The organism is Mesorhizobium sp. WSM4850 (assembly GCF_055811735.1).
Map to the genome: position 1 here is coordinate 70430 of NZ_JBVVPV010000023.1, position 26324 is coordinate 96753.

A 26324-nucleotide genomic window follows, 5' to 3' on the forward strand; every position below is an offset into this window, starting at 1 on the left:
TTGACGGACCGAAGCGCCGGGCGCACCATTCACCATTCACCATTCACCATTCACCATTCACCATTCACCATTCACCATTCACCATTCACCTGCCCTTGACGTCGAGCCGGCCTAGCAGCATTGCCTTGGTCTTCCTGTCGACGAAGGCGGCGTCGATGGCGGTTCTGGTGACGGCGGCGAGCGCCTTGTCGTTCATCGAAAAATGCTCGGCGGCAATGTCGTATTCGCGCTTCAGCGACGTCCGGAAATAGGGCGGATCGTCGGAGTTAAGCGTCACCTTGCAGCCTGCCGCCAACAGGGCCGGAAAAGGGTGATCGGCGAAACTGTCGAACACCCTTAGCGCGATGTTGGAGCTCGGACAGCATTCGAGCACGACGCCTTCATCGGCGATGCGACGGACAAGGTCGGGGTTTTCGATGGCGCGCACGCCATGGCCGATGCGAGCGGGGCGGATGTGATCGAGCGCGGCCTTGACGCTCTCCCAGCCCATCAGTTCGCCGGCATGGACGGTGATGCCAAGGCCGGCCTCGCGGGCGATTTCGAAGGCCCTGACATAGTCCTCCAGATCGCCCATCCGCTCGTCGCCGGCGACGCCGAAGCCGGTGACCAGCGGATGCCCGCAGCGGACGGCGAAGCGCGCCGCCTGCTCGATCGATTCGACGCCGGCATTGCGCACGCCGGTGACGATCATGCGGCCCTCGATGCCGGTCTTGGCCTTGGCGCGCGCCATGCCTTCGCCGAGCGCGTCCGTATAGGCCCTGGGCGACAGCCCGGCCTTCCCGGCGTGGTCCGGCGAGGTGAAGATCTCGGAATAGATGGCGCCGTCGCGGGCGAGGCTGGTCAGATAATGATCGGCCAGCCGCGCATAGTCCTCTTCGGTGCGGAACAGGTCGGAGGAGAAGTCATAGGCGGCGAGGAAGGAGCTGAAATCGTGCCAGACGAAAGAGCCGTCCTGAATGTAGGGCGAGGTGTCCTTGCCGTATTTCTGCGCCTGGCGGATGACGAGTTCGGGCGCCGCTGCCCCTTCGATATGGCAGTGCAGTTCCGCTTTCAAAGGCATGCAATCATCCCGTCAGGTCAGTCCAGGACATGGAGCCATAAGCATGATTCCACGACCGGGAAGCGCGGCCGAACACCGCGCCTTAAACAATAGCGTCGGCACCATCGATCGGCTATGGTCCCGCCGGTTTTATGGCGGATCAAAAATAATGTCGGTTGAGAGAACCACGGACGTTGGCGGCATGGAAACCTCCTATGGTTTCAAGCGCGTAGGGGCAGGCGAGAAGCAGTCCCTGGTCAACGACGTTTTCCACAAGGTGGCGAACCGCTACGATCTGATGAACGACCTGATGTCGGGCGGCCTGCATCGGCTGTGGAAGGACGCCATGGTCACATGGCTCAATCCACCGAAACGACCGGGCTGGAGCGTTCTCGACGTTGCCGGCGGCACCGGCGACATCGCCTTCCGCATCGTCGAGGCGAGCGGCAGGAACGCCCATGCCACGGTTCTCGACATCAACGGCTCGATGCTCGCCGTTGGCCGCGACCGGGCCGAGAAAAAGGGGCTGACGGCAAATACCGGTTTCGTCGAGGCCAATGCCGAGGAGCTGCCTTTCGCTGAGGCCAGTTTCGACGCCTACACGATCGCTTTCGGAATTCGCAACGTGCCGCGCATCGATGTGGCGCTTGCCGAAGCCTTTCGCGTGCTGAAACCCGGTGGGCGCTTTCTCTGCCTCGAATTTTCCGAGGTCGACATGCCGCTGCTCGACAGGGTCTACGAGGCGTGGTCGTTCAACGCCATCCCCAGGATCGGCAAGGCGGTGACCGGCGAAAACGAACCCTATTCCTATCTGGTCGAATCGATCCGCAAATTTCCCAATCAGCAGAATTTTGCCGCGATGATTTCCCGCGCCGGTTTTGAGCGCGTGTCTTTTCGCAATTATGCCGGCGGCATAGCTGCGCTTCATTCGGGCTGGAAGCTTTGAGGCTGGCCCGTATTTTTTATACGCGACCTGCCCTTCGCCGGTCTAGAAAACCGGCAGGACAAGCGCAGTCATGAGCAATGTCGGCGCTGGTTTCAGGCTCGTACGGGCCGGCTGGGTGCTGGTCCGCGAAGGCGTCGTCGCGGCGTTGCCGGGCGATGAGCTGTTCGGCCTGCCGAAATTCGGATGGCGGGTGGCACGGCTGTTCACCCGCCGCCGCGCGCTTGCCTATGAACGTGGCGATCGGCTGGCCAAGGCCGTCGTCCGGCTCGGCCCATCCTATGTCAAGCTCGGCCAGTTCCTGGCGACACGGCCCGATGTCGTCGGCAACGACATAGCGCTCGATCTCGCCATGCTGCAGGACAAGATGCAGACATTTCCGCAGGCCGAGGCCATTACGGCGATAGAGGCCTCGCTCGGGCGCAAGGTCGGCGAGCTCTACGCCAGTTTCGGCGAGGCGGTCGCCGCGGCCTCGATCGCTCAGGTCCATACCGCCGAAACCTTGCAGAACGGCGTCGGTTCGCGGGTGGCGGTGAAGGTGATCCGGCCGGGCGTGCGGCGCCGTTTCTTCCGCGATCTCGAAAGCTATTTCCTCGCCGCCCGTCTCCAGGAAAAATACATCCCGTCGTCGCGCCGGTTGCGGCCGGTCGAGGTGACCCAGACGCTGGCGCAGACCACCAAGATCGAGATGGATCTGAGGCTTGAGGCGGCAGCGCTTTCGGAGCTCGGCGAAAACACCAGGGACGATCCCGGCTTTCGCGTGCCGACGGTCGATTGGGAACGCACCGGCCGCGACGTGCTGACCATGGAATGGGTCGACGGCATCAAGATGAACGACATTGCCGGCCTCACTGCCGCCGGCCACGATCTGAAGGCGATCGCTGCCAATCTGGTCCAGTCGTTCCTGCGCCATACGCTGCGCGACGGTTTCTTCCACGCCGACATGCATCCGGGAAACCTGTTCGTCGAGCCCGATGGCACCATCGTCGCAGTCGATCTCGGCATTGCCGGTCGGCTCGGCAAGAAGGAGCGCCGGTTCCTCGCCGAAATCCTCTACGGCTTCATCACCCGCGACTATCTGCGCGTCGCCGAAGTGCATTTCGAGGCCGGCTACGTGCCGCGCCAGCATAACGTCGCGGCATTCGCCCAGGCGATCCGCGCCATCGGCGAGCCGATCCACGGCCAGCCGGCCGAAACCATCTCGATGGCCAAGCTCTTGGCGCTTCTGTTCGAAGTCACCGACCTCTTCGACATGGCGACGCGGTCCGAACTGGTGCTGCTGCAAAAGACCATGGTGGTGGTCGAGGGCGTTGCCCGCACGCTCGACCCGGCATTCAACATGTGGAAGACGTCAGAACCGGTGGTCGGAGGCTGGATATCAGGCAATCTCGGCCCGCGTGCCCTGCTGGCCGACGCACGCGACGGCGCCAGCGCGTTGCTGGCGCTGGCCCGCCAGGCGCCGGACCTCGCCGCCCGCACCGAGCGGCTGTCGCGCGAGATCGATCTGATGGCCGAACACGGGCTGCGTTTCGATGAAAGGACGGCGCACGCCATCGGCAAGGCCGAGGCGCGCCACACCCGCTCAGGCAGGCTGGCGCTGTGGGTGATCGCGCTGACGCTGGTCTTTATCGCCTCGAAGCTGCTCTGACTGCAATGACAGCAGTGCTGTCATTGCAGTCATGCTCCGGTGTCGCTATATTAGGTTCGCGGGAGCGCGATCATGGCCCGGATTACTGTTCGCAATGTGGATGAGAGTGTCATGCGGCGACTGCGTGAGCGTGGCGCCGCGCGTGGCGTTTCCATGGAGCAGGAGGCGCGGGACGTGCTCGCCGCATCCGTAGGGCTTCCGACCACCAAAGGTTTCGACTCGTCGGGCATTGCAGCCGACGACGAAGCCAAGTTCAGACCGACCACACGGGGGCAAGGGTAGTTATGGGCACCCTGACCATTCGCAATCTCGACGACGATCTGAAGCAAAAGCTGCGCGAGCGGGCTGCCAGACATGGCGTGTCAATGGAGCAGGAGGCAAGAAATCTCTTGCTGAAGGATGTGGCAGTCACCAAAGAACGTGACGGGGATTTTGTTACGGCGGAGGAAATCCTCGAATTCGGCCGACGACTGCAACAAGCGGATTTCGATCAGAAGAAATTCACTGATGACCTCTGGTCCTTCATCGAGGAGGAATGACCGTGGTGGTCGACACCTCAGCGATCGTGGCCATCCTGAAGCAGGAGCCCGACGCTCCGGCGATCGCTCAGCGCCTCGCCGGAAATCAGCGGATACTGATGAGCGCCGCAACCCTGATGGAATGCGGCACAGTAATTCTCCGCCGCTATGGCGCGGCTGGCACGGCCGAGTTGACGGGCCTTCTTGCTAGACTCAAAGTCACAATCGTCGCGCTCTCAGCCGAACATGCGCAAGCCGGAATTGAAGCCTATGCATTGTATGGCCGAGGTACTGGCCATCGCGCCAATCTCAACATGGGCGACTGCTTCGCCTACGCCTTGGCCAAGACGCGAAACCTGCCGCTGCTTTTCAAGGGCGACGATTTCATTCATACCGACATCGAACCGGCGCTGAAGCCGGCATGACATCGGACAAGAACTGGGCATGACCCTCTCCGGCAAGCGCATCCTGCTGATCATCGGCGGCGGTATCGCCGCCTACAAGGCACTCGACCTGATCCGCCGGCTGCGCGAGCGGGGTGTTGTGGTGCGCGTGGTGATGACCGCCGCGGCGCAGGAATTCGTCACCACGCTGTCGGTCGGGGCGCTGTCGGCCGACCACGTGCTCACGGATTTGTTCGACCGCAATGACGAGCACGATGTCGGCCACATCCGCTTGTCGCGCGAGGCCGATCTTGTCGTCGTGGCGCCGGCTACCGCCGACCTGATGGCGAAGCTCGCCAACGGCCATGCCAACGACCTTGCCTCGACCGTGCTCATTGCGACCGACAAGCCGGTGCTGATGGCGCCCGCCATGAACCCGAAAATGTGGTCGCATCCCGCGACCCGGCGAAACCGGGCGACGTTGCGGAAGGACGGGGTCGCATTCGTCGGCCCGGCAAAGGGCGAAATGGCCGAGAGCAACGAGGCGGGCGAAGGCCGCATGGCCGAGCCGCTGGAAATCGTCGCTGCGATCGAGGCGCTGCTCGATATCAGTCCGAAGCCGCTGGCAGGCAGAAAGATCATCGTCACCTCAGGGCCGACGCATGAGCCGATCGACCCGGTGCGCTATATTGCCAACCGTTCGTCCGGCAAGCAGGGCCATGCCATCGCGGCGGCGCTGGCAAGGCTGGGCGCCGATGTGCGCCTCGTCTCCGGTCCGGTCGGCATTGCCGATCCGGCTGAGGTCACCACGTTGCATGTCGAAACCGCCAACGAGATGAAGGACGCGGTCGAACAGCTTTTGCCGGCGGACGCGGCGGTGTTCGTCGCGGCGGTTGCGGACTGGCGCAGCGAGACTTCGGCCGGCGAGAAGATAAAGAAGGTGGCGGGCGAGGGGCCGCCGGCGCTGCAGATGATCGAAAACCCTGACATCCTTGCCGGTGTCGGCCATCACAGAAAGCGGCCCAGCCTGGTCGTCGGCTTCGCCGCCGAGACGCAGGATCTCGTCAGGAACGCCGAGGCCAAGCTCAGGAAAAAGGGCGCCGATTTCATCGTCGCCAACGATGTATCCCACGAAAGCGGGGTGATGGGCGGCGACCGCAACAAGGTGCGGATCGTCTGGAAGGCCGGTGTCGACGAATGGCCCGAGATGAGCAAGGACGAGGTGGCGACGCGGCTCGCCGCCTTGATCGCCGAACGGCTGAAGACGATCGTCGTCTAGTCAATCTCCCCCCTTGTGGGGGAGATGGCCGGCAGGCCAGAGGGGGGCGCTGTCCCGCCGACGTTTCGAAAGATCGTGTCCCGCAGCGGCGCTCGAAATAACAGGATCCCAGGAATCTGCGCTGTCTCGTATAGGTAGGTTAAGCCCACGTTTGGCGATCCTTCGCGCCCCCCTCTGCCCTGCCGGGCATCTCCCCCACAAGGGGGGAGATTGGCAGCTCCGCCGGCCGTGGGGTTGCCGGCCCCGAGATCCTCAGCGCGGCAAGGCATCCCAGAATCCCGAGAGGCACGAAGGCGAGGAACAGCCAGGTGGCGACATTCGCCGCCGCCTCGCGGTTCAGGCCTTCGGAGAAACCGCTGGGGTTGGCGACGATGCCGGTCAACGCGGCACCGACCGCATAGCCGATGCGCTGCATGGTCGGCACGGCGGCGGAAGCGATCGTTTGTTCGCCGTCCCTGGCCGATGCGACGATCACCCGTGTGACGAAGGGCCAGGCAATGCCGAAGCCGCCGCCTTGCAGCAAGGCGCAAAACAGGATTAGCGAAATCGAACCGGCCGGCACGGCATAGGCGAAACCGGCGATGCCCGTCGCGATCATCAGCGCGCCGCCGGTGATGATCAGTCTCTCCCGGCGGCGCATTGGCGACGAGGATCGACAGGATCGACCAGGCGATCGATTCGGCGGCGATGATATAGCCGGTGGTCAGGATCGGAATGCCGTGCAGGCTGGTCAGAAGCAGTGGCCCGTAGACGGCGAAGGAACAGGTCGCCACCGAAAACGCGGCGACCATGGTCATGCCAGCACCGACCGGCGAGCGCCATGAGAACAGCCGCGACGGGAACAGCCGCGAGCCCGGCTTCAGCGCATCGATGCGGACGAACAGCGCGAGCCCGATCAGGCCGAGGATGAGCAGCAGGGACGAGCGCAGCAGGGCAATGTCGACACCGGCCGTGGCGATCAGCAAGACGCTGACGGCAAGGCAGCCGAGCGCGGCAAAGGGGAAGGGCGGCGCGGTTCCAGTGATCGCCCGCGGCCGGGTCGCCTCGGGCGTGTCGAGCACGATGAAGCTCGCCAACGCCATGGCGGTGCCGCCAAGCGTGAAGACGCCGAAAGCCCAGCGCCAGGAGAGCAATTCGGTCATCAACGCACCGAGCACCGGCCCGCTGAAGGCGGCGACGCCCCAGATCGCCGACATAACGCCGAAAAGCTGCGGCCAGATGGCGCGTGGAAACAGCCGCTCGACCGAGACGAAGGCCAGCGACACCAGCGCGCCGCCGCCAAATCCCTCGATTAGGCGCCCGGCCAGGAACAGCGGCATCGACGGCGCGATGGCGCAGACCAGGGCGCCGGCCGCGTAGAGCAGGGCGGCAACCACCATGTTGGTGCGCAACGCGACATAGCTCACCAGCCGTCCGGCGGCAGCGCCGGCGACGATGGCGCCGAGCTCGTAGATCGCCAGCGACCAGCCGACCAGCTGAACCCCGGCGAGTTCGCCGACCATCGCCGGCATCACCGTTGCCACCATGGTTTCGTTGGTGGCGTGCAGCAGGATGCCGAGGCTGATGAAGCAGAAGCGCGCCAGATCGCCGCTCGCCCACAGCGCCCGCCAGTCGACCCTGTTTGTGCTGGTTTCGATCACCCCGCCCTCCCGAACTTTCGTATACGCCGATTAAAGAAATGGTGGAGCGCTCTTCGTCTCCAAATGGCACTTCGGGGATGGGTTGTAAAACCTCAACCGCAGTTGAGCTCAAGCGGTTTTTCGCGGGTGCGCTGAGGGTGCTGATGAAGGCGGGATGTCAAGATTGGCGATCATGGCGTCAGCGATGATCTTCCCTCGCACGGCGGTTCCCCAAAAGTCGTGCGGCGCGGAACAGTTCTATCCTGTTCCGCGCCGCATGCAGAGCTACGCTATGGCGTTCATTTGAAAGAGTGGATCAGTTGCAGTGAGGTGACGGCGACTGCCAGGTTGACGCCGGTTTGCGCCTGTACGTTTAGAGGCTGCAGCGAGAAGGCGCTGTTCAGCCCGCCGACCAGAAGGTTGGCGCCGCCGCCGGTTACCACGCTGGCCTCGGCGTTGACGCCAATAATAGCTGCCGGCAAGATCGCCGGCATCACGGTTGCGGGTGGCCGCCAGAACCGCCCATATCAATTCGCCCTGGTGGGTCTTGCCGACGTCGACGCCGAGCTTGGAAATGACCCCGGTATAGGCTTCGGGGGACCGCCATGATGAGGGCGAAAGGTGCAGGCCACGCCTTTGCTGGATGTGACGATATAGCCGGTGCCGCCGTCGATGGTGCAGTCGAGCACGCCGAGCTGTAGCCTGCCCGCGCTGGCAGGGGCGGCGAGAACCGTAGCGGCGAGGGCGGCGGCACAGGCGAGTTTCTTGATCATGGGAGGGGTCCTTTCGCGAATAGCCTTGAACAACGGCTAAGCGTCGCGAGCGTTCCGCCGAGAACTTGGCGCGATCAAGGCGGGCGTCAATGCACAGTCGTTGAAGGTTTCGAAGCCATGCCAAACGGCAGGCCCGCCATATCAGGCCGAAAAGCCGCCGTCGGTCAGGCGGCGCTGGTACGCGCCAGGCCGTCCTTGGCCGGCTGGTAGGTGGGGCTGAGGCGCACGGCCTCGCGATAGGATTTTGCCGCCTTGGCCTTGTCGCCGCGCCGCTCGTAGATCAGCGCCTGGTTGGACCAGGCCTCGGCATTCTTGCCGTCGAGCTTGATCGCCATGTTGATGTCGGCGAAGGCGTTGTCCTCGTCGTTCGTCGCGAGATAGGAGAGGCCGCGGCCATTGTAGGGATCGGCGGCGTCCGGCGCCAGCGAGATGGCGGTCGAGAAATCCTCGATGGCGAAAGCGTGCTGGCCCTGGCTCTGATAGATCAGGCCGCGATTGTGATAGGCGCGCGCATCTGTCGTGTCGAGCTGGATGGCCTTCTGGAAATCGTTGAACGCTTCCTGGATGCGGTTGGCTTTGCGGTAGAGATTGCCGCGGCCGATATAGGCTGCGTCATAATCGGGATTGATCTGGATCGAGCGGTTGTAGTCGGAAAGCGCGGCCGCCTGATCGCCGAGGAAGCGCTGGATGAGAGCGCGGTTCGAATAGGCTTGGTAGAAATTCGGATTGAGCTGGATGGCGGTGTTGAAGTCCTTGAGCGCCGCCTGATACTGGCCGCCGCGGCCATAGGCCGAGCCGCGCACATTGTAAGCTTCCGGGTCCTGAGGACTGCGCTGGATAACGGCCGATAGCGAGGAGATGTTCTCGGCCGACCCTTGCGCCCTGTCGATGTTGGTGAATTCGCCGGTCGGGGCTGCTGTCTGGCAGCTGGCGAGCGCCAGCCCGGAAAGCAAGGTTGCCGTCAGGGCGAAGCCGCGCATTGCGGTTCTGCGCTCCACGCTAATTGCGTTCATGTCTGCTCTGTCCTCACTGCCCGCCCGCGCCGTCAGGTCTGTTCCCTCTCCGAACCGGTCCTCTGCGAACTGGTCGAATTCAAAACAAAAAGGTGGCGGCGATTATACATCGCGCCACCCTTGGTATCCTTCGAAAAGGACGAAAAATTGACGTCAGAACCGCGGCGGACGCGGCGCGCCAGCAGCACCAGCCGCCACCGGGCGCGGCGTCATCGGCAGCAGGCCTTCGCGTTGAGCGCGCTTGCGGGCCAGCTTGCGGGCGCGTCGAACGGCTTCCGCCTTTTCGCGGGCGCGCTTCTCGGAAGGCTTCTCATAATGTCCGCGCATCTTCATTTCGCGGAAGATGCCTTCGCGCTGCATCTTTTTCTTGAGCGCGCGAAGCGCCTGATCAACATTGTTGTCGCGGACGAGTACCTGCACGGGCAATCCTGTCTTTCGGGTTTGTTAACAACAGGCAAGTGGCCATAGTCGCTTGCCTCCGCGGCGGTCTACACCACGAATTGTGGCGGCTGATAGCAGAATCACGCCGCTCTGTCCACTGCCGAAACGAAAAACCCGCCTCGGCGGCGGGTCGTCGGCGCAATCAGCACCATGCGCAAATCATTAGCATAACTGCCGTCAGAAAGCAAGGAATTACGACCCTTGGTAGTAGATTTGCCTTATCGGGCGGGCTCTCCGCGCCGATGAGAGCATCGTTGACGTTTTCTCAGCCACCGATAAGACCTGCTGCCTCCATCCGGCAAAACGGTCCGCCCGGCTTTATCGACGAAGGAACAAACCTCGTTCCCCATGGTTGTTTCGCATACGTAAGCACAGGAGAAAACCGATGTCAGAGACCCGTGAATGGCTCGTCCAGTGGCTCAGGGACGCGCATGCGATGGAGGAGCAGGCCGAAACCATGCTGAACGGCCAGCTGAGCCGGCTGGAGAGTTATCCCGAACTCCGTGAGCGCATCAGCCTGCACCTCAACGAGACGAGAGGGCAAGCCGCGCGCCTCAGGACCTGCCTGGAACAAGTGGGCGAAGATACGTCCACGCTGAAGGACGCCGGCGGCAAGCTGCTGGCGATGGCACAGTCCCTAAGCGGCGTCTTCGCCGGCGACGAGGTGATGAAGGGCTCACTGGCGAGCTACACCTTCGAGCACATGGAGATCGCATCCTACACGATCCTCATCGCAGCCGCCGAATCCCTAGGCGAAACAGAAGTCGCCCGGGCCTGCGAAGAAAATCTGCGTGAGGAGGAGGCGATGGCCGAGTGGCTGAAAAACAAGCTGCCCGCGACGACGGAGCAGTTCTTGGCTCGCTCGGGGTCGGACAGCGACAATGCCAAACGATGAGGACGACAGGCCGGCGGCCAAGGTGACACCACCTTCGGTGTGGCGGGCTTACAGCTATGCCTGGATTACCCTCGGCTTCTTCATCATTTCGATCGTCGGCCACTGGGTTTTCGGCTGGTTCGCCTATCTCGACGAGCAGCGAGCGCTGAGCCAACCGCCAGAGTTCGGCGGCTATCTGATCGAGATGAGCCGCGACACGCTCGAGAACTGGCAATCGGAATTCCTGCAGCTGCTCTGGCAGGTCGGTGGCCTGGCGTTCCTGCTCTTCGTCGGTTCGCCGCAATCGAAGGAGAGTACCGACCGGATGGAGGCCAAGATCGACGCGCTTCTCAGGCTTGTCGATCCGAAGAAAGGCAAGGAGGCGATTCGCGAGCTGGACCTGCAGTATGACGGCCGCCACACCGACGAGCCGCACGCCCACCGGAACTGATCTGGGAATGGAAATGTGGCCCGGAGCCGCTCACCACTCCGGGCCCGATTAATGGTCCTTGCATTCGCAAGCGGCGACAGGCGCTCCTCTATGCCGTGGCCAAATGAAGCCGCTCGAAATCTTCGAAGAACTCGCCGTAATCGCAGGTTATTTCCTCGCCCGCCGCTATGGCGCGGATCGCGGTTGCCCCACCATGCCGAGAAAAATCCGTGTTCGGCCTTTCGGAATGGTTCATGAAGCGGCCATTGTCGACCTCATAGACGATGAATCCGGGCCGGTCCGGGCTTGGATAGGCATATCTGTCGAGCAATTCCCTGAGGTGCGGCGGCGCGGCCCCATATTTTTCCAGCGGGATCAGCCGATCGAAGTCGGGATCGAGCCGCCAGATCGACGCTCCCTTCCTGATCGGCTCGGCGGCGAACACGCCGACGCCCTCGATTGCGCTAGCAGCGATGTAGGTCCTGATCAGCAGCATGTTCTAGGCCTGTCTTCGAACAGAAGTGTCCGAACAAATCGCCAAATCGCACCGGAAAGCAAGACCGCTTTTGCGAGATTGCCTCACGTCCGATTGATCGAGACCCCGCCATCGGCAAACAGCGCAGTTCCAGTGGTGAAGCTCGATGCGTCGGAAGCCAGATAGAGCGCCGAATGGGCGATCTCCTCAGGCTCGGCGACGCGCTTCAAGGCATGCAGGTTTTCGACGAAGGCTCGCGATTCAGGTGTCTTGAACGTTGCCGAAGGCGTGTCGGTGCCGCCCGGCAGGAGCGCGTTGACCCGCACGCCTTTGGCGCCATTTTCGGCGGCAAGCACCTGCGTCAATCCGATCAGCCCGGCCTTGCTTGCGGCATAGCTGGTCATGCCGGGCATGCCGACGGTATGGCCGACAAAGGTAGAGGTGAAGATCAGCGATCCGCCGCCGCGTTCGACCATCGCCGGGACCTGATATTTCGCGCCGAGGAATGCGCTGGTCAGGTTGGTGTCGAGCGTCTCTCGCCAGCCTTCCAGCGACAGCTCCGAGATTGGACCCATCTTGCCGGTCGAGCCGGCGTTGTTGAAGGCGATATCCAGCCCGCCGAATTTCTCGACCGCCAGGTCGACAAGGGCTTTGGCATAGGCTTCGTCGCGAACGTCGCCGGCAAGGGCGATCGCCGTGCCGTCGGCTTCCTCGATTTCCGCGACGAGCGCGTCCAGCTCTGCCTGGCGACGGGCAGCGACGACCACCTTGGCGCCTTCCTCGGCAAAGAGTTTTGCCGTGGCGCGGCCGATGCCGGAACTGGCGCCGGTGACGATGGCGATCTTGTTGGCGAGTGCGAGCATTTTTGCATCCTTCTTTCGCGCCAGCTTTCGCCGGCAATCGGATGCTTGGTCGCAGATCGAGGCGGCACGAGCCACCCGATACCTGAAGGCGTCCGGATGCGTCGTTCGGCTCGTTGCTCGACAGGTCTTTTTGGCCGTGGCGCAAAACGGCAAGCGCCGTCGCAAACAGCGCAAGGGTGGCAGCGCTGTTTCGCTAGTGATACACCTCGCGCGCCGGGGCTCGATTGGATGTCCGGCCGCTATCTGCGAGGCTGGAACGTTGAAGAAATACTCGGTATTCGCCATCGCCCGCGAGGCCATGCGCGGCCACAAGGGCTGGGAGGAACAGTGGTCCTCGCCAGAGCCGAAGAAGGAGTACGACGTCATCATCGTCGGCGCCGGCGGCCATGGCCTGGCCACCGCCTATTATCTCGCCACGGTGCACGGCATCACCAATGTCGCGGTGCTGGAAAAGGGCTGGCTCGGCGGCGGCAATACCGGCCGCAACACCACCATCATCCGCTCCAACTATCTCTATGACGAGAGCGTCGGCATCTACGACCATGCGCTGAAGCTGTGGGACGGGCTCAGCCAGGAGCTCAACTACAACGTCATGTATTCGCCGCGCGGCGTCATGATGCTGGCCCACAATGTGCACGACATCCAGGTCTTGAAACGCCACGTCCATGCCAACCGTCTGAACGGCATCGACAATGAATGGCTGACGCCGGAAGCCGCCAAGGAATTCTGCCCGCCGCTCAACATTTCGCGCGATGCCCGCTATCCGGTGATGGGCGCGACCCTGCAGCGTCGCGGCGGCACCGCCCGCCACGATGCGGTCGCCTGGGGCTATGCGCGCGGTGCCTCGGCGCGCGGCGTCCACATCATCCAGAATTGCGAGGTCACCGGCGTCAAGCGGGCGCCGAACGGTTCGGTCACCGGCGTCGAGACGACGCGCGGCTTCATCGGCGCCAAAAAAGTCGGCGTCGTTGCCGCCGGCCATTCGTCCGTCATCATGGACATGGCCGGCGTGCGGATGCCGCTGGAAAGCTATCCGCTGCAGGCGCTGGTTTCCGAGCCTGTCAAGCCGGTCTTCCCCTGCGTGGTGATGTCGAACACGGTGCACGCCTATATCTCGCAGTCCGACAAGGGCGAACTGGTCATCGGCGCCGGTACCGACCAGTATATCTCCTATTCGCAGACCGGCGGCCTGCACATCCTGCAGCACACGCTCGACGCCATCTGCGAGATGTTCCCGATGTTCACGCGCATGAAGATGCTGCGCTCGTGGGGCGGCATCGTCGACGTGACGCCCGACCGTTCGCCGATCCTGGCCAAGACGCCAGTGCCCGGCCTCTATGTCAATTGCGGCTGGGGCACGGGCGGCTTCAAGGCGACGCCGGGCTCGGGCCATGTCTTTGCCCACACCATCGCCAGGGACGATCCGCACCCGATCAACGCGCCCTTCACCATCGAGCGCTTCCGCACCGGCCGCCTGATCGACGAGGCGGCGGCGGCGGCGGTGGCACACTGATGATTGCCCGCTTTGTGATGTTGGGACAGAGGCTTTGCGATCAACCCGCCGGCGCCTGCGTCGGCCACGGCGAATTGTAGGAACAACCATGCTTCTCATCCGCTGCCCCTATTGCGAGGAAGAGCGTCCGGAACTCGAATTCCGCAACGCCGGCGAGGCACATATCGCGCGTTCGGCGGATATGGCCGCGACAAGCGACGACGATTTCGAAAAGTTCTTCTTCATCCGCTCGAATCCCAAAGGCATCATCTATGAGCGCTGGCGGCACATGCATGGCTGCGCGCGGTTCTTCAATGCCGTGCGTGACACCGTCAGCGACAGGTTCCTGATGACCTACAAGGCCGGCGAGCCGAAGCCGGCGAAGCTGCCGGGAGCCTCCGAATGATCGCGACGTTCCGCATTCCCGGCGCCGGGCGCCTCAAGCAGGCAGAGACCGCGCGGTTCAGCTTCGACGGCCAGTCCTATGCCGGCGTCGAAGGCGAAACGCTGGCCTCGGCGCTGCTCGCCAACGGCGTCCATCTGGTCGGCCGTTCGTTCAAATATCACCGGCCGCGCGGCTTCCTGTCCGCCGGGGCGGAAGAGCCCAACGCGCTGGTTGAGATCAAGCGCGACTCGGCCAGGAGGACGCCAAATGTCCGTGCCACCGTGCAGGAGCTCTATGACGGGCTGACGGCACAGTCGCAGAACCGCTGGCCGTCATTGGCCTTCGACGTCAGCGCGCTCGGCGACATCGCCTCGCCGCTGCTTTCGGCGGGCTTTTACTACAAGACCTTCATGTGGCCGAAGTCCGCCTGGAAGAACTTTTACGAGCCCAGGATCAGGGCTGCGGCAGGGCTTGGCGTCGCTCCCGACCAGCCGGATCCCGACCACTATTCGGCGCGTTTCGCACATTGCGACGTGCTGGTGCTGGGCGGCGGTGCTGCCGGCATCGCCGCGGCAGTTGCCGCGGCCGAAACCGGCGTGCGCGTCATCCTTGCCGACGAGCAGCCGGATTTTGGCGGCAGCCTGCATTTCGAGAGTGGCGCCAGGATCGACGGCCAGGATGGTTTTGCCTGGGCGCAAGGTGCAGTCGCCAAGCTCAAGGCCATGGACAATGTCCGCGTGCTGTCGCGCACCACGGCCTTCGGCTATTACGCGCAGAATTTCGTCGGGCTGGTCGAGCGCGTCAGCGACCATCTAAAGAATGCCGGCCGCGAGCTGCCGCGCGAGCGGCTGTGGCAGGTCCGTGCCAAACGCGTCGTGCTGGCGACCGGTGCCATCGAGCGGCACATGGTGTTTGCCGACAACGACCGGCCAGGCATCATGCTGGCGTCGGCGGCGCGCACCTATCTCAACCATTTTGGCGTCGCGGTCGGCAGGAATGTCGGCGTCTATACGGTCAATGATTCCGCCTATGCGGCGGCGATCGACCTGAAGAAGGCCGGCGTCGGCGTGGCGGCGATAGTCGACCTGCGCGACAACCCGACCGGATCGGTGATCGACGAGGCGAGGGCGCTTGGAATCGAGGTCAATTTCGGCCGCGCGGTGATCCGCGCCGGCGGCAAATTGCGGGTTTCGTCGATGACCGTTCAGCCGAAGAATGGCGGCGGCGAGCGCACCATCCCGGTCGACGCCATCCTGATGTCGGCCGGCTGGACACCGTCGGTGCATCTGTTCTCGCAATCGCGCGGCAAGGTCGCCTTCAATGACGAGACCAAGCGTTTCGTGCCCGGTACCTACGCGCAGGATTGCGTGTCGGTCGGCGCCTGCAACGGCACGGACGGACTGTCGGCGACGATCGACGAGGCCTATGCGGCGGGCGCCAAGGTGGCCAAGGATGCGGGCGTCAAGAATGCCGGCGCCAAGCCGAAGGTCGACGCCAGCGAGAGTTGGTCGCGTGGCATGCTGGGCGCGGCGCCCGGCGCCGGGCCGGACACGACGGTAAAAGCCTTCGTCGACTTCCAGAACGACGTCACCGCCAAGGACATCCGCCAGGCGGTGCATGAAGGCATGCGCTCGATCGAGCACGTCAAGCGCTTCACCACCAACGGCATGGCGACCGACCAGGGCAAGACCTCGAACATGCACGGCCTGGCGATCGCCGCCGAGACGCTGGGCATGCCGATCCCGCAAGTCGGCCTGACGACGTTCCGGGCGCCTTACACGCCGGTCACTTTCGGTTCGATCGTCGGACACGCGCGGGGTCCGCTCTTCGACCCGACCCGCAAGACGGCGATCCATCCGTGGGCCGAGCGCCAAGGTGCAGTGTTCGAGGATGTCGGCCAATGGAAGCGCGCCTGGTATTTTCCCAAGGCAGGCGAGGACATGCACGCCGCCGTCGATCGCGAGTGTGTCACGGTGCGCAAGACGGCCGGCCTGTTCGACGCCTCGACGCTGGGCAAGATCGAGGTGGTCGGGCCGGATGCGGCGAAGTTCATGGAACTGCTCTACACCAATCCGTGGGAGAAACTGGAGCCCGGCCGCTGCCGCTATGGCATCATGCTGCGCGAGGATGGTTTCATCTATGACGACGGTGTCGTTGGCAGGCTTGCACCCGACCGTTTCCATGTGACGACGACGACCGGCGGTGCGCCGCGAGTCATGAACCATATGGAGGATTACCTCCAGACCGAGTTTCCGCATCTCAACGTCTGGCTGACCTCGATCACCGAGCAGTGGGCGGTGATCGCCGTGCAGGGACCGAAGTCGCGGGAGATCATCGCGCCGCTGGTCGAGGGCATCGACATGTTGGACGGGGCGCTGCCGCATATGTCGGTGCGCGAGGGCAGGATTTGCGGCGTGCCGACAAGGCTGTTCCGCATGTCGTTCACCGGCGAGCGCGGCTTCGAGGTCAACGTGCCGGCCGATTACGGCCAGGCCGTTTGGGAAGCGCTGTGGGCCGAGGGCCAGAAGCACGGCGCCTGTGCTTACGGTACCGAAGCGATGCACGTGCTGCGTGCCGAAAAGGGTTACATCATCGTCGGCCAGGACACCGACGGTACGGTGACGCCCGGCGATGCCGGGCTCGAATGGGCGGTCGGCAAGAAGAAGACCGATTTCGTCGGTATCAGGGGCATGGCTCGGCCCGACCTGGTCGCCAAGGGCCGCAAGCAGCTTGTCGGCCTGAAGACCAAAGACCCAAAAGTGGTGCTAGAAGAAGGCGCGCAGATCGTCGGCGATCCGAAGCAGGCGATCCCGATGACGATGATTGGCCATGTCACCTCGAGCTACTGGTCGGAAAATTGCGGCCGCTCGATTGCGCTGGCTCTGGTTGCCGGCGGCCGCGACCGGATGGGCGAGACGCTCTACGTGCCGATGCCCAATGCGACGATCGAGGTGGAGGTCACCGGCATGGTGTTCTTTGACGACAAGGGGGAGCGCCTCAATGGCTAAGGCTGCCGCGAAGGAATCTGCCGCCGCTGCGCCGTCGGTCGAACGCCGGCCGGCTCTCGCCGGTCAGGAGCTTTCCGTAACCGGCGTTACGCTTGCTGTGTTGCCGCCGGCGCAGCGTATTTCGCTGCGCGCGCCGGACGCCTCGGTCGCGGCGCTTTCGAAGGCGCTTGGAGTGAACCTGCCGCGGAAGCCCAAAACCTCGGCGGCAAATGCCGGGCGCACGGCATTGTGGCTTGGGCCGGACGAATGGCTGGTCATCGACGAGGTGGGAAAAGACCCGCTCGCCGATTGCGCCGAGGTCACAGTGCTGCATTCGGCGGTCGGCATCTCGCATCGCAACGTCGCCATCTCGGTTATCGGTCCAGCGGCGGCGGCGACGATCAATTCAGGCTGTCCGCAGGATCTGTCGCTGGACGTCTTTCCGGTGGGCGCGGCCTCGCGCACCATCCTGGGCAAGGCCGAGATCGTGCTATTGCGCATCGCAGCCGACGCGTTCCGGGTTGAATGCTGGCGCTCTTTTTCCGATTATGTCTTTACTTTCCTGTCGGAGGCGGCCGGCGACGCAGCGGCTTAGGAATGTTCGCTGGGCTCGACCGTTTGCCGGAGCAAGTCGGGGAGAATGTCGATGCCGTCGAAATCCGCGCCGAATCCAGCGGCTCAGAAGACGCCGGCCGTGCGCTCGTTCGAACACGAGCAGCACAAAAAAACAAACATTGAAGAGGAACTCGAGGAAGGGCTCGAGGACACGTTTCCGGCCAGCGATCCGGTGTCGATCACCGGGACTTCGATTCCCGGCGCTCCTGCAAGACCTGGCAAGGCCAAGATCGTGGCCGGAATGAAGAAGCGCAGGAAATAACATTCATCAGGCTCCGGCGAGCCGGGTCGCCGGCCATGAGAGCAGGCGGTAGGTGAGGCCTTCATAGCCTTCTTCCTGGACGAGCTTGTGCGCGGCGTCGACAAGTTCGGAGCGCAGTTCGGCCTTTTGTTTCTCGCGGCGTGCTTGGACGCTAAGCGGCAATTTTCGCCTGCCTTCTGTTTGTGGCTGGCTAAATTATATACGCTGTACGGAATCGGACAAGGCGCGGTCAAAAATCGGCGTCCTTCTCAGCCATTGTCGCCTAAACATCGATCGCAAGTGTTACCCGGGCAGAACGACGCGACATCGGACTGTTACAACCAGAGGTTAGCTGCGGCCCGGCCAAGAGATTTTGTTGCTAGGGCGAGATGACCATGACCGAGCTTTCTTCCGTTGCGCCAAACGCAGACCCACTTTCTCACGATGCCATGCTGGCCCTCAGGCGGGTGGTCATGGTTGCATGGTTGGCGATCGCGCTCGGATTCGCCATGGAGGCGCTTACTCTGGCTGGCAGGCTTGCAGCGGGTTCTCACCCGGCTACCACCCTGATCCTGATCGAATTGGCGCAAGGCGTGACGTGGGCGTTCTTCGTCTGCGCCGGTCTCAGCCTCGGCACGGCGATCGCCAAGGTACGAGCCTCGCTCGGCGGCCTGATCGCTGCAATCTCGGCACCACTGGCGATGGCCATCGCCAAGGGGTCGCAAACGGTCATGGTAACTGCTCTTGATGCGGCCACAAAACCGGCCACCCTCTCGCTCACCACGCTGGGCGTGCTGCGGGCGATCGAATACGGCCTGCTCGGCTGGATCCTGGCCTCGCTGGCGTCGAAGGAAAGGCCCGTCCGATCCATTTCGCGCTGGCAGGCACCGCGATCGGCGCGGTGTTCGGCGGCGGAATCACGGTCCTGACGATTGAGACGGCCGCGGTGAACGGCGTTGCGCTTGAATTGCCGCGGGCGATCACAACCGGGCCTCAACGAGATCGTGTTCCCGATCGGTTGCGCGCTGGTCGTCTACATCGCCCTGCAGGTCGGCCGGCACATGAAGATGATCTCTGGCGAGGTTCGTTGAGCCGTTCAGGCCGCTTCTGGCTCGCGCTCGATCAATGTCAGCGTCAGCCAGCGCGCGGTCAGCGCCGGCTTTTTCGAGCCCTCGATCTCGATCGTCACGTCATGCGCGGTCTGCACCCACCCCGACGGCCTGACCTTGACGTCGGCCAGCACGAAACGGGTGCGGATGCGCGCGCCGGTCTTCACCGGCGCCAGGAAGCGCAGCGAGTCAAAACCATGGTTGACGCCCATCTTGCTGTTTTCGAGCGGCGGCATGGTCTCGAAGGTCATCGCCGATAAAAGCGAAAGCGACAGAAAACCATGCGCGATGGTGCCACCGAACGGCGTCTCGCGCTTGGCGCGCTCCGGGTCGCAATGGATGAACTGGTGGTCGTCGGTGGCGTCGGCGAACTGGTCGATCATGCGCTGCGAGACCACCCGCCACGGCGACACGCCGACCTCCTTGCCGACGCTGGCCAGAAGCACATCGAGACTGATCGGTTCCACGCTGATGTCCTCCATTTCAACCGTCCGGAGCGCGAGCGGCTTCATTCCTTGAACAGTGTCAGCCCATGCTGCACCGACTGCCCGCCATCGATCGGCAGGATGGCGCCGGTGACATAGCTGCCGGCACGGCTGCACAAATAGAGCGTTGCGCCGGCAATGTCATCCGACGCGCCGATGCGACGAAGCGGAACATGGCCGCCGACTTGTCTTGCCTGTTCCTCGCTCGCGGTGGCAAAAGCTGTCATACGGCTCTGGAAGGGGCCGGGGGCGAAGGCATTGACGGTGATGCGGCGGGCGGCGAACTCGATCGCCAAGATGCGCGTCAGATGGTGAACAGCAGCCTTTGAGGCAGAGTAAGAGTAGGCGTCGTCGGCCAGCGGCTGCGTGCCCATCACCGAACCCAGATTGATCACCCGGGCCGGATCGGCATCGCTGGCGGCGGCATCGAGCAGCGGCAGAAGCTCGCGCGTCAGTTGGAAGACCGCAGTGACGTTGACGCCGAACACCCTGGCCCAGGCATGGTAGGGAAAACTTTCCAGCGGCGCCCCCCAGGAGACGCCGGCATTGTTGACCAGGATGTTCAGCCGCTCGGTCCGCGCCTTGACCTCGTCGACCAGCGCCGCGATGCCAGCCTCGCTGGAGACATCGCCGGCAAAGCCTTCGGCCCGGCCGGTGCCGCCGAGGCCGTTCAGTTCATCGGCAACCCTGATGCAGTCCTCACCCTTGCGCGAGGCGATCATCACGGTGGCGCCGGCACTGACCAAAGCGGTCGCCGCCATGCGGCCGATGCCGGTCGCAGCCCCGGTCACCAGCGCGGTCTTGCCGGCCACCGAAAACAGCTCGTCCAGATAGCTCATCGCAATTCCTCCGCGCGCCCGTGCCTCGCCCAGCAAAAGGCTGCCATGGTCAGGGCCGCAAATCTCTTCAGGCAATGATAGTGCCCAATTTGTATTGGAGATCAACTTGTTGAAGTCGGCGCCGCCCCTTATCGCCCTGCCGGGCACTTCTCCCCGTATAGTGACGGGGAGAAGGAGCTGATCGCAACGCCGGCGCCCTTCTTGCGACGCCAGTGATTGGCGAAATCGGTGACGAGAGCCCCTCTCCCCGTCCCTATGCGGGGAGAGGATGCCGGCAGGCAGGTGAGGGGCAGCGCAAACGCTCGGAATAAGCGGTCACCGGTCTAAGCTGAAGCGATTGTCCTGCCTACTCAGCCGGCTCGACATTGGTGTAGGCGGCTTGTTCGAGTTCGCGCTTCAGCCGTGACGCCTCTTCCACCTTCGGCGTGACGAAGCGGCCGAGCAGGAGATAAGCGACCGGCGTCAGGAACAGCGTCGAGACGGTGGCCAGACCCAGGCCGCCGACGATCACCCAGCCGAGCGCGATCCGCGCCTCGGCGCCGGCGCCGCTCGCCAGCACCAGCGGCACGCCGCCGAGCACGGTGCAGATCATCGTCATCATCACCGGCCGCAGCCGGATGGTGGAGGCCTGCTCGATCGCCTCACGCACGCCGAGCCCGCGGTCTCGCAACTGATTGGCGAACTCGACGATCAGGATGCCGTTCTTGGCCATCACGCCGACCAGCAGCACCAGGCCGATCTGGCTGTAGGCGTTGAGGCTGGTGCCGCTGAGCAAAAGGGCAAAGATCGCGCAGGCGAGGCCGAGCGGCACCGTCGCCATGATGATGACCGCGCTGACGAAGCTCTCGAACTGAGCGGCGAGCACCAAAAGGATGATGACTAGCGAGAAGCCGAAGATGGTGATCATGGCGCTGTTGGTCTCGCCCAGCGTCGCCGCCTCGGCCAAGGGGACGATGCGGCTGCCCGGCGGCAGAAGCGGCGTGGCGATTGCCTCGGCACGGGTGAGCGCCTGGCCGAGCGCGAAATCGCCGCTGAGGTTGGAGGTGATCGCCACCGACGGCTGCTGCTGCTCGCGGGTCAGCGAGGGCGGTACGGCGCGCTCGGTCAAAGTGGCGATGGTCGACATCGGCACGAAGCGGCCGTCGGCCGTCTTCAGGAAGATGTTCTCCAAATCGGTCGGATCGTTGATCGGGTTGGTCGTCGAGACGAGCTTCACGCCGTAGCTGCGATCGGCGATATAGACGTCGACGACATCATTGCCGTCGAGCATGGCCTGGAAGGAATCGGCCAGCTTGGTGATGTCGATGCCGAGGTCGGAAGCGCGCTCGCGGTCGATGGCGACGGAAAGCTGGGGCTGCGTCGGGTCGACGGAGAGCCGGGGCGACTGGAAGCGGGCGTCCTTCTGCATCTCGGCGATGATCTTCACCGCAGCGTCGCCGAGCGCCGCACGGTTGTTGCCGACCAGCGCGAACTGCAGGCCGTTGCCGGCGCCGCGAATCCCGAGGCTGTTGGGCTGCATCGGAAAGACGCGCACGCTCGGCACCTGCCGGGTGAGCCGTCTGATGTCGGCCATGATCTGCTGCTGGCTGCGGGTGCGCTCGTCCCATGGCGCCAGCGTCATCACCATGAAGCCGGCATTGTAGGCGCCGTTGCGGCCGGCGCTCTCGAACGTATTGCGGATTTCGCCGGAATCGCGCAGCGGCTCGATCAGTTTTTCGATCTTCTGCATCTGCTGCGTCGTGTAGTCGAGGCTGACGCCTTGCGGCGCATCGACGCGCATCAGCACGACGGCACGATCCTCGGTCGGCGTCAGTTCCTGGCGAATCGTGCCGAACAGCGTGAAGGCGGTGGCTGCAAACAGCAGCGCGACCAGGAGCACGATCCACGGCGCATCGAGGCAGGTGCGCAGGCAGCGCCGGTAGAGCCTGTTCAGCGCGCCGCCGATGCGGGCGCCGATGCCGCTGCCGCCTTCGTGATGAAGCGGCGCGACCGACAGCATGCGCGAGGCAAGCATCGGACAAAGGGTCAGCGCCACGACGGCGGACAGAAGCACCGATATGGCGAGAACGAAGCCGAATTCGCGAAACAGGCCGCCGGTCTGGCCGGGCAGGAAGGAGATCGGCACGAAGACGGCGACCAGCGTCAGCGTCGTGGCGATGACGGCGAAGAACACTTCCTGGGCGCCAAGCACGGCCGCGGCGCGTGGCCCCATGCCTTCGTTGCGTCGTCGCACGATATTTTCCAGAACAACGATGGCGTCGTCGACGACCAGGCCCGTCGCCAGCACCAGGGCCAGCAGCGTCAATATGTTGACCGAGAAGCCGGCAAGATAGATGGCGGCGATCGTCCCGATCATGGCGACCGGCATCGCAAGCCCAGGAATGAGCGTCGCGCGCCAGTCGAGGAGAAACACATAGATGACGATCAGCACGATGGAGACGGACAGGCCGAGTGCGATCTCGACCTCATGCACCGCGCCGTTGACGAAGACCGCATCGTCGCTGGTGACCTTGATCGACATGCCCTGAGGCAGATCCGCCTGCAGCGCGGCGACGGCGGCCCTGACGCCGGTCGAAATATCCAGCGTGTTCGATTCCGCCTGGCGGATGATGCCGAGACCGATGCCGGTCTTGCCGTTCGATCGCAATGTGGTCTGACCGATGTCGGGGCCGAGCGTGACGGTGGCGACGTCGCGGATGCGGGTCGTGCCGCCGATTATGATGTTTTCGAACTCCTCCGGCGTGGTCACGTCCGCCGTCGGACGCACGATCAGATCCTGGTTGGTCGTGGTGATCGAGCCGGCAGGCGAGTCGAAAGCGACCGAGGCCAGCGCTGTCCTCAGGTCGGCGACGGTGAAGCCCAGGCCGGCGAGCTTGTTCTGATCGACATCGATGCGAAATATCTTGTCGCGGTCGCCATAGACCTGGACGTCGGCTACGCCAGGCACGGCGGCAAGCTCGTCCTCGATCTGGTCCTGGACCAGCACCGTCATGTCCTGCACCGACATGGTGTCGGAGGTGACAGCCAGCCGCATCACCGGCTCGGAATTGGCATCGGCCTTGACGATGCGAGGCGCATCCGCCGTATCCGGCATCTGGTCGGCGACGCGGCCGACGCCATCGCGCACATCGGAGGCGGCGACGTCGAGGTCGACGCCGTCGTTGAATTCGATGGTGACGCGGCTTGTGCCGAAGGACGAGGTGGACGAGATCGACTTCACACCAGAGACGCGGGCGACCGCGCCCTCAATCACGTCGGTCAATTCGCGGTCGACGGTCTCGGCTGCAGCGCCTTCAAAGGTCGTGTTGACGGTGACGACGGCGCGATCGACATCCGGCAGTTCGCGGATTTCGACACCGTAAAAGGCAGCAAGGCCGGCGACCGCGATCAGCGTGTTCAAAACGAAGGCCATCACCGGCCTGCGGATGAACAGCGCGGTGAATCCTGTGTCGCTGGCTGCGTTGTTGGTTGCGGTCATCAGCCGTCGGCGTCCGCGGCGCGCAGTTGTTCGCCGGCGATGCGGACCTCGCCGCCTTCGCTAACACTCTGGGTGCCCTCGGTCACCACCATGTCGCCGCTGACGATCGGGGCATCGATCAGCACGGTCTCAGTGTTGCGCTGGATGATGCGCACCGCAACCCGCTTGGCCTTGCCGTCCACGATGGTCCAGATATAGGCGCCGTCCGAACCCCATTGTATCGCCAGCGGACTGACCGCAGGATAGCTGTCGCCGGGGAACTTCATGGTGATCTGGAAGGACATGCCGGCACGCAGCGAATCGGCCGGATTGGCGATCTTTGCCTTGACCAGAAGGGTACGACTGGCTTCATCGATGTGGTTGTCGATGGCGGAGACCGTGCCGGTATAGGCTTTGTTTGGGTTGGCGATTGGCGTCGCCGACAATTGCGCGCCGACTTTGACGACGGCGGCGAAGCGCTCCGGCACCCAGAATTCGACCAGTATGCTGGAGCGGTCGTCAAGGGTGGCGACCGCCGACTGGCTGGTCACATAGTTGCCGGCTGATATCGGCAGGATGCCGACGACGCCGGCGATCGGCGCGACGATCGAGCGGCGCTGCAAGGCCAGTTCCGCATCGCGAAGCGCCAGCTTGGCATTGGCCAGCACCACCTCGGCATCGGCAACAGAGACCGCCGTCGCAGCGTTGGAAGCCCGCAACGATTTGACCCGGTCGAGCTTGGCCTGCGCGTCCTGCAAGGCAACCTTTGCGCGGTCCTGTGCAATCACCTCGGTGTCGGAATCGAGGGTGGCAATGATCTGTCCTTTTTCGACATGGGCGCCGGACTCGACCAGAAATTCGACCAGGCGGCCTGAACTGTAGGGATTGACCGTCACCGAGGCGTAGGCTCGGCCGGTGCCGATTGCCCGCAGGCGATCATTGATGACGGCCGTGGCCGCCGGCAATGCGACGATAGTCGCCAGTTGGCCGGCGTCGCTGCGGCGGCCCGCTTGCCCGGCGTTGTCGACGGCGCTCGTCGCTGTCGGAGGCGTCGCGGCATCAGCCCATTCGATGCCCCAGCGCGCCAGCACATCCGGCGCGCCTGGAAAAAAGCGAACCCAGGCGGCCGCGGCCGCGACGAGGATCACAAATGCAAAAACAATCTGTTTCCAGGCGGCCATCGGCACTCCGGTTGGCAAAGATACCGTCTACCCTTCCCAAGCTGAAGTAGACGCGACAGCACCCTCCGACACAGGGGATGGCCCGTCGATATCAAAGCTTTATGGCAATTCTCCCGCTCGCTTGCACATTAAATCGGTGTAACGTTGGTAAGAGCCCCGGTTGGCTCACCGGCCGATCGGCGCGGGCGGCAGAGATCACCAATGCGCTCGCCGTTTCGATCGCCGCCTCAGGGCCATGCCGACGACGCCGCTCGGCAGGTCGTCCATCGGATCCCGTCTGCTTGCCCGCGGAAATTTTTTTACGTCGCGTGTGCGCCGCCGGGCACGACGACGCCGGACATCGCGATTCCGGCGGTTGCCGGATCTTCCTTCAGCGCCGCGTCCGCGAGCGAGACCACGCCCACCAGGCGCTTGTCGCGATTGAGGACAGGCAACCGCCTGACCTGGATATCACCCATGTTCTGGACGACGTGCTCGATATCTTCGTCCTCGAAGCAGTATTTGACATCCTCAGTCATCACGTCGCGGACCATCGCGTTGCCGTCTTTGCCTTCGGCGACCGCACGCACGACGATGTCACGGTCGGTGATCGTTCCGACGAGTCGGTCGTTTTCTCCGACGGGGAGGAATCCGACATCGTCAACCGCCATTCGTTTCGCGATTTTCTGCAGTGACTCGTCAGGACTGGCGAGATGGACGTTGGGGGTCATTATCTCAGCGACTTTCATGGTGAATCTCCCTGTTCGTGCCCAGAACAGCACCACCGCCTGCGGTCGTAGAGCGATATTGGCCTGGAAGACTTGCTGAGGACCTCAGGCCTGTCGCGCTGCGACGCTCGCTCGGCGGTCCCGTTCTTCGCTGATGGAACTAAAAGCCGGGCCGAATGGTTCCAGCCGTGATGCTTGAATTTTCCTGTTTTGTTCCCATATTAAGCTCACAGGACCGGAGACGGCTCCGCCGCATGGGGACAGGTGAGTTCTTGGTCCCGTGCGGTTCAAATTTTCATGGTGAGAACCTTCGGATCGTGGCGATCCAGCCGGTCTACCGGAAGTTGTCCAGCCCGGAGACATAGGTAACAAATCGTACCTAAGACATGGTTGGTGCACCCTGAACTGAGACGCCAAAGCGAAACAGTTCTCCGCAAAAAAGATTGAAATGGTTGTTGACACTTTGGATGGGCGCCGACTATATACGCCTCACCAACGAGGGCGGCGCGCCGCTGGCGACGAAGAAGT

The 26324-nt window shown here is 63.6% G+C and carries 25 protein-coding genes and 3 pseudogenes; 14 read left to right on the forward strand and 14 right to left on the reverse strand.

Translation table 11 applies throughout. The annotated features are described in order from the left end of the window. Positions 1-85 precede the first annotated feature (85 nt). Positions 86-1060 (reverse strand): adenosine deaminase, encoded by a 975-nt coding sequence (locus tag AC0L2Z_RS21110; protein WP_473629203.1) that lies wholly within the window; start codon positions 1058-1060, stop codon positions 86-88. Between the two features lie 148 nt (positions 1061-1208). Between AC0L2Z_RS21110 and ubiE the strand changes: the two genes are divergently transcribed. The 6 genes from ubiE to coaBC all read left to right on the forward strand — a co-directional run bounded on the left by ubiE (position 1209) and on the right by coaBC (position 5810). After that, entirely contained in the window at positions 1209-1985 is a 777-nt protein-coding gene (ubiE, locus tag AC0L2Z_RS21115; RefSeq protein ID WP_473629204.1) for a bifunctional demethylmenaquinone methyltransferase/2-methoxy-6-polyprenyl-1,4-benzoquinol methylase UbiE, read from the forward strand. A 70-nt stretch (positions 1986-2055) separates the two neighbouring features. Next, on the forward strand, positions 2056-3630 hold the full coding sequence (gene ubiB / locus AC0L2Z_RS21120) for a 2-polyprenylphenol 6-hydroxylase (protein ID WP_287123322.1): 1575 nt from the start codon (positions 2056-2058) through the stop codon (positions 3628-3630). A gap of 72 nt (positions 3631-3702) precedes the next feature. Beyond that, on the forward strand, positions 3703-3912 hold the full coding sequence (locus AC0L2Z_RS21125) for a FitA-like ribbon-helix-helix domain-containing protein (RefSeq protein WP_473629205.1): 210 nt from the start codon (positions 3703-3705) through the stop codon (positions 3910-3912). Positions 3913-3914: 2 nt separating this feature from the next. Next, entirely contained in the window at positions 3915-4169 is a 255-nt protein-coding gene (locus AC0L2Z_RS21130) for a FitA-like ribbon-helix-helix domain-containing protein (protein ID WP_023797510.1), read from the forward strand. Then, the gene (locus AC0L2Z_RS21135; protein ID WP_473629206.1) at positions 4166-4573 is read left to right on the forward strand and encodes a type II toxin-antitoxin system VapC family toxin; all 408 of its coding nucleotides are present in this window, start codon (positions 4166-4168) and stop codon (positions 4571-4573) included. The genes AC0L2Z_RS21130 and AC0L2Z_RS21135 overlap by 4 nt, the downstream gene beginning before the upstream one ends. 19 nt (positions 4574-4592) lie before the next feature. Then, positions 4593-5810 carry a bifunctional phosphopantothenoylcysteine decarboxylase/phosphopantothenate--cysteine ligase CoaBC gene (gene coaBC / locus AC0L2Z_RS21140; RefSeq protein WP_473629207.1) on the forward strand — a complete coding sequence of 406 codons (1218 nt, stop codon included), beginning with the start codon at positions 4593-4595 and terminating at the stop codon, positions 5808-5810. Positions 5811-6027: 217 nt separating this feature from the next. Here coaBC and AC0L2Z_RS21145 read toward each other — a convergent pair. The 5 genes and pseudogenes from AC0L2Z_RS21145 to rpsU form a co-directional block, all read right to left on the reverse strand. Then, positions 6028-7450, reverse strand: a pseudogene (locus AC0L2Z_RS21145) (MFS transporter); the annotation flags it as partial. 278 nt (positions 7451-7728) lie between these two features. Beyond that, positions 7729-7923, reverse strand: coding sequence for a DUF992 domain-containing protein (locus AC0L2Z_RS21150; RefSeq protein WP_473629216.1), 195 nt, complete (start codon positions 7921-7923; stop codon positions 7729-7731). A 34-nt stretch (positions 7924-7957) separates the two neighbouring features. Then, positions 7958-8202, reverse strand: a pseudogene (locus AC0L2Z_RS21155) (DUF992 domain-containing protein); the annotation flags it as partial. Between the two features lie 164 nt (positions 8203-8366). Then, entirely contained in the window at positions 8367-9215 is an 849-nt protein-coding gene (locus AC0L2Z_RS21160) for a tetratricopeptide repeat protein (RefSeq protein ID WP_473629208.1), read from the reverse strand. A 153-nt stretch (positions 9216-9368) separates the two neighbouring features. Beyond that, positions 9369-9635, reverse strand: coding sequence for a 30S ribosomal protein S21 (rpsU, locus tag AC0L2Z_RS21165; RefSeq protein WP_023797519.1), 267 nt, complete (start codon positions 9633-9635; stop codon positions 9369-9371). Positions 9636-10041: 406 nt separating this feature from the next. Here rpsU and AC0L2Z_RS21170 point away from each other — a divergent pair, with 406 nt between their 5' ends. Together AC0L2Z_RS21170 and AC0L2Z_RS21175 are read left to right on the forward strand one after the other, a co-directional pair. Then, positions 10042-10551, forward strand: a complete 510-nt coding sequence (locus AC0L2Z_RS21170) for a ferritin-like domain-containing protein (RefSeq protein WP_023797520.1) — start codon at positions 10042-10044, stop codon at positions 10549-10551. Continuing rightward, complete coding sequence (locus AC0L2Z_RS21175) at positions 10538-10981, forward strand: DUF6766 family protein (protein WP_023797521.1); 444 nt, start codon at positions 10538-10540, stop codon at positions 10979-10981. The genes AC0L2Z_RS21170 and AC0L2Z_RS21175 overlap by 14 nt, the downstream gene beginning before the upstream one ends. Before the next feature lie 88 nt (positions 10982-11069). Here the strand turns inward: AC0L2Z_RS21175 and AC0L2Z_RS21180 are convergent, their stop codons facing one another. Then, positions 11070-11456, reverse strand: a complete 387-nt coding sequence (locus AC0L2Z_RS21180; RefSeq protein WP_128169930.1) for an SET domain-containing protein — start codon at positions 11454-11456, stop codon at positions 11070-11072. Between the two features lie 83 nt (positions 11457-11539). Next, the gene (locus AC0L2Z_RS21185; protein ID WP_287230340.1) at positions 11540-12298 is read right to left on the reverse strand and encodes an SDR family oxidoreductase; all 759 of its coding nucleotides are present in this window, start codon (positions 12296-12298) and stop codon (positions 11540-11542) included. Positions 12299-12557: 259 nt separating this feature from the next. Between AC0L2Z_RS21185 and AC0L2Z_RS21190 the strand changes: the two genes are divergently transcribed. From AC0L2Z_RS21190 to AC0L2Z_RS21210, 5 genes are all read left to right on the forward strand, one after another. Beyond that, the gene (locus tag AC0L2Z_RS21190) at positions 12558-13811 is read left to right on the forward strand and encodes a sarcosine oxidase subunit beta (RefSeq protein ID WP_473629209.1); all 1254 of its coding nucleotides are present in this window, start codon (positions 12558-12560) and stop codon (positions 13809-13811) included. A gap of 88 nt (positions 13812-13899) precedes the next feature. Next, the gene (locus tag AC0L2Z_RS21195; RefSeq protein ID WP_023797525.1) at positions 13900-14196 is read left to right on the forward strand and encodes a sarcosine oxidase subunit delta; all 297 of its coding nucleotides are present in this window, start codon (positions 13900-13902) and stop codon (positions 14194-14196) included. Then, complete coding sequence (locus tag AC0L2Z_RS21200) at positions 14193-17183, forward strand: sarcosine oxidase subunit alpha (RefSeq protein WP_128173537.1); 2991 nt, start codon at positions 14193-14195, stop codon at positions 17181-17183. The genes AC0L2Z_RS21195 and AC0L2Z_RS21200 overlap by 4 nt, the downstream gene beginning before the upstream one ends. Then, positions 17176-17757 (forward strand): sarcosine oxidase subunit gamma, encoded by a 582-nt coding sequence (locus tag AC0L2Z_RS21205; RefSeq protein ID WP_473535379.1) that lies wholly within the window; start codon positions 17176-17178, stop codon positions 17755-17757. The genes AC0L2Z_RS21200 and AC0L2Z_RS21205 overlap by 8 nt, the downstream gene beginning before the upstream one ends. 51 nt (positions 17758-17808) lie before the next feature. Further along, positions 17809-18039 carry a hypothetical protein gene (locus AC0L2Z_RS21210; protein ID WP_473629210.1) on the forward strand — a complete coding sequence of 77 codons (231 nt, stop codon included), beginning with the start codon at positions 17809-17811 and terminating at the stop codon, positions 18037-18039. Between the two features lie 36 nt (positions 18040-18075). Here AC0L2Z_RS21210 and AC0L2Z_RS21215 read toward each other — a convergent pair. Further along, positions 18076-18201 (reverse strand): annotated as a pseudogene (locus AC0L2Z_RS21215) (TetR/AcrR family transcriptional regulator); the annotation flags it as partial. A 206-nt stretch (positions 18202-18407) separates the two neighbouring features. Here AC0L2Z_RS21215 and AC0L2Z_RS21220 point away from each other — a divergent pair. Further along, on the forward strand, positions 18408-18947 hold the full coding sequence (locus tag AC0L2Z_RS21220) for a hypothetical protein (RefSeq protein WP_473629211.1): 540 nt from the start codon (positions 18408-18410) through the stop codon (positions 18945-18947). A gap of 167 nt (positions 18948-19114) precedes the next feature. On the opposite strand, the gene AC0L2Z_RS21225 is transcribed toward AC0L2Z_RS21220, so the two are convergent. The 5 genes from AC0L2Z_RS21225 to AC0L2Z_RS21245 form a co-directional block, all read right to left on the reverse strand. Further along, positions 19115-19609, reverse strand: a complete 495-nt coding sequence (locus AC0L2Z_RS21225) for a MaoC family dehydratase (RefSeq protein WP_268929563.1) — start codon at positions 19607-19609, stop codon at positions 19115-19117. A gap of 26 nt (positions 19610-19635) precedes the next feature. After that, on the reverse strand, positions 19636-20451 hold the full coding sequence (locus tag AC0L2Z_RS21230; protein ID WP_023797533.1) for an SDR family oxidoreductase: 816 nt from the start codon (positions 20449-20451) through the stop codon (positions 19636-19638). Between the two features lie 346 nt (positions 20452-20797). Continuing rightward, positions 20798-23929 carry an efflux RND transporter permease subunit gene (locus tag AC0L2Z_RS21235; RefSeq protein WP_473629212.1) on the reverse strand — a complete coding sequence of 1044 codons (3132 nt, stop codon included), beginning with the start codon at positions 23927-23929 and terminating at the stop codon, positions 20798-20800. Continuing rightward, a complete protein-coding gene (locus AC0L2Z_RS21240) occupies positions 23929-25089 on the reverse strand; it encodes an efflux RND transporter periplasmic adaptor subunit (protein ID WP_128171160.1) in 1161 nt (386 codons plus the stop codon). The genes AC0L2Z_RS21235 and AC0L2Z_RS21240 overlap by 1 nt, the downstream gene beginning before the upstream one ends. A 299-nt stretch (positions 25090-25388) precedes the next feature. After that, positions 25389-25817, reverse strand: a complete 429-nt coding sequence (locus tag AC0L2Z_RS21245) for a CBS domain-containing protein (protein ID WP_473629213.1) — start codon at positions 25815-25817, stop codon at positions 25389-25391. Positions 25818-26324 lie beyond the last annotated feature (507 nt).